The organism is Thiohalocapsa sp. ML1 (assembly GCF_001469165.1).
Classification (GTDB): Bacteria; Pseudomonadota; Gammaproteobacteria; order Chromatiales; family Chromatiaceae; genus Thiohalocapsa.
In genome coordinates this window covers 1-894 of sequence record NZ_JABX01000124.1, presented here as the reverse complement: position 1 = coordinate 894, position 894 = coordinate 1, and the positions used below count along the sequence as shown (strand labels likewise).

Annotated in this window: 1 protein-coding gene; it reads left to right on the top strand. The window is 64.2% G+C overall.

Annotated elements, in window-relative coordinates; translation table 11 throughout:
- The first annotated feature begins 2 nt into the window (after positions 1–2).
- Positions 3–878, top strand: a complete 876-nt coding sequence (locus tag ML01_RS26615; protein ID WP_058558382.1) for a transposase — start codon at positions 3–5, stop codon at positions 876–878.
- Positions 879–894: the final 16 nt, after the last annotated feature.

Below are 894 nucleotides of genomic sequence, written 5' to 3'. Positions count from 1 at the left end.
AGGTGGTGTTCATCGGCGACCGCGGCATGCTCAAGGCGAAGGGCAAGGCGGCGCTCGGGGCGCAGGGCTGGCGCTACATCAGTGCCCTGACGCGCCCGCAGGTCCGCGCCTTGCTCAACACCGGCGTGCTGCAGCCGGACTTGTTCGATGAGGACATCGCCGAGGTGGCGCAAGACGACAAACGCCTGATCGTGCGGCGCAACGAGCGCATGCAGCGGCGCGTGCGGGCACGCCGCGCCGACAAGCTGCAACGCCTCGATGAGCTGATCGCCGAGCGCAATGCCTTCGTCAGCGGCTCCACCCGCGCCGATCCCGCCGCGGGGCTGCGTCAGCTCGAGCGCTGGGTGAAGCGCTATAAGCTGCACGGCTTCGTGTCATTGGCGCTGGAAGACAACCAGATCCGCTGCACCATCGACGCGAACAAGCTCGCTGAGGTGGCCCTCCTCGATGGTTGCTACGTCTTGGAAACCACGGTGCCCGCGGCGCAGATGGCGATGCACACGGTCGATGAGCGCTATCGCGATCTGCAACAGGTCGAACGCGGTTTCAGAACCATCAAAACGGATTTCCTGGAGGTGCGCCCGATCTTTCTGCGCAACGGCAAGCGCACGAAAGCCCATGTCTTCGTCGCGATGCTGGCGCTGAAGCTCACGCGTCGACTGCAAACGCTGCTGCATCAGGCCTATGGCACCACGGCGGATGATCCCAATGCCATGACGCCTGCGGATGCATTACAGGCACTGAGCCGCTTGACCTATTTGATCTACAACGTCAACGGCAACCGTTACGCCCGCCTCATTCAGCCCGACGACGCGCAACGCACCCTCCTCGATGCGCTCGGCGTGCGCTTCCCTCGGCACACTGCCAAGACCCTGTAGGCAGTAAGCCGCCTCT